The 5,490-nt window shown below is 40.0% G+C and carries 5 protein-coding genes; 2 read left to right on the top strand and 3 right to left on the bottom strand.

Features of this window, described 5'->3' with window-relative positions; genetic code table 11:
- Window positions 1-53 precede the first annotated feature (53 nt).
- On the top strand, window positions 54-1,331 hold the full coding sequence (locus tag ABIQ28_RS01175) for an amidohydrolase family protein (RefSeq protein ID WP_348034921.1): 1,278 nt from the start codon (window positions 54-56) through the stop codon (window positions 1,329-1,331).
- A 264-nt stretch (window positions 1,332-1,595) separates the two neighbouring features.
- Window positions 1,596-1,787: a hypothetical protein gene (locus tag ABIQ28_RS01170; RefSeq protein ID WP_348034920.1), complete on the top strand. Its 192-nt coding sequence runs from the start codon at window positions 1,596-1,598 to the stop codon at window positions 1,785-1,787.
- A 111-nt stretch (window positions 1,788-1,898) separates the two neighbouring features.
- On the opposite strand, the gene lspA is transcribed toward ABIQ28_RS01170, so the two are convergent.
- The 3 genes from lspA to ABIQ28_RS01155 form a co-directional block, all read right to left on the bottom strand.
- A complete protein-coding gene (lspA, locus tag ABIQ28_RS01165; RefSeq protein WP_348034919.1) occupies window positions 1,899-2,399 on the bottom strand; it encodes a signal peptidase II in 501 nt (166 codons plus the stop codon).
- 3 nt (window positions 2,400-2,402) lie between these two features.
- On the bottom strand, window positions 2,403-3,296 hold the full coding sequence (fabD, locus tag ABIQ28_RS01160; protein ID WP_348034918.1) for an ACP S-malonyltransferase: 894 nt from the start codon (window positions 3,294-3,296) through the stop codon (window positions 2,403-2,405).
- A gap of 562 nt (window positions 3,297-3,858) precedes the next feature.
- Complete coding sequence (locus ABIQ28_RS01155; RefSeq protein WP_348034917.1) at window positions 3,859-5,412, bottom strand: FAD-dependent protein; 1,554 nt, start codon at window positions 5,410-5,412, stop codon at window positions 3,859-3,861.
- Between the last annotated feature and the right edge of the window lie 78 nt (window positions 5,413-5,490).

The raw sequence follows: 5,490 nt of genomic DNA, 5'->3' as shown, positions 1-5,490 counted from the left end.
TATTATCTGCTTGGAAATGGGAAAAACATATCAGAAACATTTAAACTGTAGCCATGAAAAAAGCACTTCTTTTTTGTAGCCTTTTAGTTAGTTCGATTTTAATTGGACAGAATACTTATTTGCATTGTGGGAAATTAATCGATACCAAAGAAGGTAAGGTTTTGACCAATAAAACGATTATCGTTTCAGGAAAGAAGATCATGGCAATTGAAGATGGATTTTCAACACCTAAATCGGCCGAAGATGCGGTGATTGACTTAAAGTCAAAAACCGTGATGCCGGGGCTTATTGATATGCATGTTCACATTGAAAGTGAAACCAACCCTGCTGCTTATCTGGAAAAGTATACCCTCAATGATGCCGATGTGGCCTTTAACGCACAGCATTTTGCAAACGTGACCCTGATGTCAGGTTTTACAACCGTTAGGGATTTGGGAGGTTCGGGCGTCAATGTAGCCTTAAGAAATGCGGTTAATGCAGGTAAAGTTGATGGTCCAAGAATATTAACCGCCGAAAAGTCTTTAGCAACTACGGGCGGTCATGCTGATCCAACCAATGGTGCCAAAAGAGGACTGTTGGGTGATCCAGGCCCAAAGGAAGGTGTGGTCAATAGTGTGGAAGATGCGAAAAAAGCGGTAAGGGAACGTTATAAAAATGGTGCCGATTGGATAAAAATTACGGCTACGGGTGGGGTGTTGAGTGTTGCGAAAAGCGGACAGAATCCACAATTTACGGTAGAGGAAATCAAAGCGATTTGCGATACTGCTAAAGACTACGGACTTGAAGTTGCCGCTCATGCACATGGCGATGAAGGCATGCAACGCGCCATCCTTGGTGGTGTAAAGACCATTGAACACGGGACGTTTATGAGTGATGAAACCATGGAGCTTATGAAAAAGCATGACGTGTATTTGGTGCCTACCATTACTGCAGGAAAATCAGTTTCTGAAAAGGCCAAAATCCCTAATTATTATCCAGAGGTGATCGTTGGAAAAGCGTTGGATATAGGCCCGAAAATTCAATCCATGTTTGGAAAAGCCTATAAAAAAGGTGTTAAAATAGCTTTTGGAACTGATGCCGCGGTTTTTGCCCATGGCGAAAATGCGAAAGAGTTTGGTTATATGGTTGAGGCAGGAATGCCAGCCATTAAAGCAATACAAAGTGCTACCGTCACAAATGCCATGTTGCTGAAAATGGACACTCAAATTGGACAATTGAAAGAAGGGTTTTTAGCGGATATTGTGGCTACAAATGACGATCCAACTGAAAATATTGACACCATGACCAATGTGGTATTTGTAATGAAAGAAGGTAAAACCTACAAGGAATAACCGTTTTTGACGTTCATATCTGTTAATTATATCGTGTATCTGTTGTTAATATGACTGCGAAAACGGACCGTTGTTACGGGTGTTGTAATTAGCAAGTTGATTAACATGGTTTTAACCCTGATGTTTTGGATGTCTATTTTTGAATTTGTTTCTTTGTAGTTCATGATGACTAGAAATAATCAAAATGCACTTAATGAATTTTAACTTTAAAGAAATTTAATTGGTGAGCTAATTTGATTATAAAAACAAAAAGCAAAGTACAAAATGAAACTGATTAGTATTAAAAGAGAAACAATTCCTGAAGAAAGGTACACCCCTCAAATGGGGTTGCTCATGACCAAAGTAACGTACATTAAAAAGCAATTTTTAAGTATCCCTTACAAAACACTTCATAAATATAGAGAAACCTATTACGGCGAAGTGAAAGCTTGTGAAGATTGTAATTTAGCAAGATAAAATAGTAACTTAGAACAATAGAAAAAGCCTCAGATTATTGAGGCTTTTTTGATTTTATAATGCGCTTAAGACTAAATCTACTTCGAGAATTCTAGTTGAAATTTGATTGTTTTAAGCGTTTTGTTTTGCGAGTTTCTTCTGTTGAAAGCTGGCAATAACCAATAAGATCATTCCAAAAGAGACCGACATATCGGCTACGTTAAAGATACCAGTTCTAAACACGCCACCTAAGTCGATGTGAAAAAAGTCAGTTACAGAACCATACACAAACCGGTCAAATACATTGGCGATACCACCACCAACGATACAGCAAAATGCAATCAGGCTTAAGCGGTCTAACGCTTTATTAGTTAAGATATAATACACCACGCCGCCCAAAACAATGACCGGAAGGATCAATAATAAAATCCATTTTAAAGTAGGACTCAGGTCACTTCCCATACCTAAAAATGCCCCTGAATTTTCAACCTTGGTCATGATAAAAGTGTCGCCCACAAGTTGAATGATTTCATTTTGGGCTATTTCTGCTCTTACGATAAATTTTGATATTTGATCAATGGCAATATTGGCAATAATCAATAAGACAATACTTAATGTTCTAGATAGTTTCATTGACTACAAATTAGGGGTAAATGTTGCCGCAGCGGTTTGTGCGTCTCTGTTGATTTTCTTGACCAATCCCTGTAACACGTTGCCAGGGCCGACTTCTGTAAATAAAGTGGCGCCATCGGCAATCATTTGTTGCACAGATTGTGTCCAACGTACCGGTGCAGTCAATTGTGAAATTAAATTGGCTTTTATATCATCTTGGTTGATCACTGCATGGGCTGTCACATTTTGATAAATTGGACAGTTCGGTTTGCTGAAAAAGGTGTTTTCAATGGCAGCAGCCAATTGCTCACGTGCAGGTTCCATTAGTGGCGAATGAAAGGCGCCGCCGACAGGTAATACCAACGCACGTTTTGCTCCCGCTTCTTTCATGGCTTCACAAGCACGATTAATCGCGTTAAGTTCGCCAGAAATAACCAGTTGTCCTGGGCAATTGTAATTTGCCGCCACAACGATACCTTCAGTTTCAGCGCATACTCTTTCGACAATTGAATCTTCCAAACCTAAAACCGCTGCCATGGTGCTTGGTTGCAACTCACAGGCTTTTTGCATAGCTAAAGCACGTTGTGATACTAACTTTAATCCATCTTCAAAAGATAAAGTGCCATTCGCCACTAACGCTGAAAACTCTCCTAAAGAATGTCCTGCAACCATATCTGGCTTGAACTGATCACCAAGGGTTTTTGCTAAAATTACTGAATGTAAAAAAATTGCGGGCTGTGTTACTTTGGTTTCTTTAAGCGCTTCTGCTGAGCCTTCAAACATTATATCGGTTATCGAAAAACCAAGTATGGCATTCGCTTGTTCAAAAAGTTGTTGTGCTATGGATGATTTTTCATAAAGGTCCAAGCCCATTCCTGTAAATTGGGCACCTTGGCCAGGAAATATATATGCGTTCATTATTTGTCTGTTTTTAGAAATGCAAAAATAGGAATATTTTTGATAGATGTGAGACCGCTGCGCTTTTAGAATCAAGAACCAAGATGCTCGTTATAATCTATTGCGATTTAAAATCGAGTTCTGACTGGGAACTTCTCAAAAGGGTTTTTGGAATAAACTCTAGAATGATGTTAAGTTGTGAAGATGTAAGGTGTTTAGTTGTTTCAAAACTTGAATGAATTTATTTAATTCCATTCTTGTCTTCGACTCCAATTTCAACCGCTTCGCGTTCTTCGCGCTGAACTTTGCGCCCATTGCGGTTAGTTTATTTAAACCCAAAGACTTAAAGGATTTTAGCAAAGGTTGCAACGGAAAAAAAATGAAATCAAAAATGCACCATTCCTATAAACGACGGATTTAATACTTCAACATTTTTTATTCAGTATTCGATATTCGACATTAAAAGGCTTCGATTTCTTAAAATAACGAGAAGTGATCTTTAATGGACGGCTTCAATTTCAACTTCCCGCCTCCGCAAAAGCTTCGGACGGGCAGGCAAGTTCAATTTCATCTTCAATTTCGTCTACGCTCCACACGCCGCTTCTGCACAACGTTCGCCGTCAATGGCAGCAGACACAATGCCACCAGCATATCCAGGGCCTTCGCCACAAGGGTAAAGATTTGAAATTTGCGGATGTTCCAATCGCTCATTTCTAGGGATGCTAATAGGCGAGGAGGTACGCGATTCAACACCCACGACATTGGCTTCTTCGGTATAATAGCCTTTCATTTTTTCGCCAAAAATTTTAAATCCGTTACGTAAACTCCCGCCAATCAATTTGGGCAATAAGGAGTGTAAGGGTACCGATTTTAATCCAGGTTGGTAAGAACTGGGATTGAGGCTTGCTGAGAGCTTGCCTTCAACGAAATCCGTCAAGCGTTGCGCCGGTGCCACTTGACTTCGTCCACCAGCTGTAAAGGCCAAGCGTTCCAAATCTTTTTGATATTCCAAGGCTTTTAAAACGCCAAAATGCTCGTATTTATGTAAATCCTTATCCACATTGATTTCCACAACAATCCCTGAGTTGGCAAACGGGTTATTGCGTTTGGAAGGCGACATACCATTGACTACCACTTCGCCATTGGCCGTAGCAGCAGGTACAATAAAACCACCAGGACACATGCAAAATGAATAGACGCCTCTTCCGTTCACTTGATCCACTAAATTATAAGATGCTGCAGGTAATAGTTCGTCGCGTTCGCCACTGCAACTGTATTGGATGGAATCTATAATGTGTTGCGGATGTTCTACACGAACACCCATGGCATAGGATTTTGCTTCCATCGCAATGTTTTTTTCATGAAGCAGATAAAAAATATCCCTCGCCGAATGTCCCATCGCTAAAATGACACGATCGACTTTCAATTCGTCGCCGTTTTGAAGTTGAAGCGCTGTTACTTTATGGTCTTTGATAGTGAAATCTGTAACTCGGGTATCAAAATGTACCTCGCCGCCATAATTCAGAATTGTTTCACGAACATTCTGAACCACTTTAGGGAGTTTGTTAGTGCCAATATGCGGATGGGCATCCACTAAAATTTGATCCGTAGCACCATGAAACACGAGGTTTTCAAAAATTCGACGCACGTCGCCACGCTTTAAACTTCTGGTGTATAGTTTGCCGTCACTATAAGTCCCCGCGCCACCTTCGCCAAAACAATAATTAGAATCCTCATTCACAAAATGATCCCGATTGATGGCTTTTAAATCCCGACGTCGCTCTTGAACATTCTTGCCGCGTTCCAAAACTATCGGCTTAAATCCCAATTCAATACAACGCAGGGCGGCATACATTCCTGCAGGGCCAAAGCCAATAATATGAATGGGTTTTCCGTTGGATACATCTTTATAATCAAAATGATAATCAGAGGTTTGGGAAACGGGTTCATTGATGTAAACCGCGACTTTATAATTGAAAATAATCTGCTTTTTTCGGGCATCAATTGATTTGCGGAGCACCTTAATACCTGATATTTTATCTATAGGAATACCAAGGAATTTAGCTGCTTTGCGTGTTAAAATATCAGGGCGTTTTTCTTCCAGGAGACTAACCCGAAGCTGAATGTCTTTTATCATGGTGCAAAATTAATTAAAAAGCGATGAGAATAGGGCCGTCTGTGGAAAATTAAATTCTTATGCCAATATCTGAATGAC

The organism is Gelidibacter sp., assembly GCF_039916245.1.
GTDB lineage: Bacteria > Bacteroidota > Bacteroidia > Flavobacteriales > Flavobacteriaceae > Gelidibacter.
This window is presented reverse-complemented; position numbering and strand designations above follow the sequence as displayed.

Excerpts from the sequence above, each read along its gene's own strand:
- fabD (WP_348034918.1), bottom strand. The coding sequence starts at position 3,296 with ATGAACGCATATATATTTCCTGGCCAAGGTGCCCAATTTACAGGAATG.
- ABIQ28_RS01155 (WP_348034917.1), bottom strand. The coding sequence starts at position 5,412 with ATGATAAAAGACATTCAGCTTCGGGTTAGTCTCCTGGAAGAAAAACGC.
- ABIQ28_RS01175 (WP_348034921.1), top strand. The coding sequence starts at position 54 with ATGAAAAAAGCACTTCTTTTTTGTAGCCTTTTAGTTAGTTCGATTTTA.
- ABIQ28_RS01170 (WP_348034920.1), top strand. The coding sequence starts at position 1,596 with ATGAAACTGATTAGTATTAAAAGAGAAACAATTCCTGAAGAAAGGTAC.
- lspA (WP_348034919.1), bottom strand. The coding sequence starts at position 2,399 with ATGAAACTATCTAGAACATTAAGTATTGTCTTATTGATTATTGCCAAT.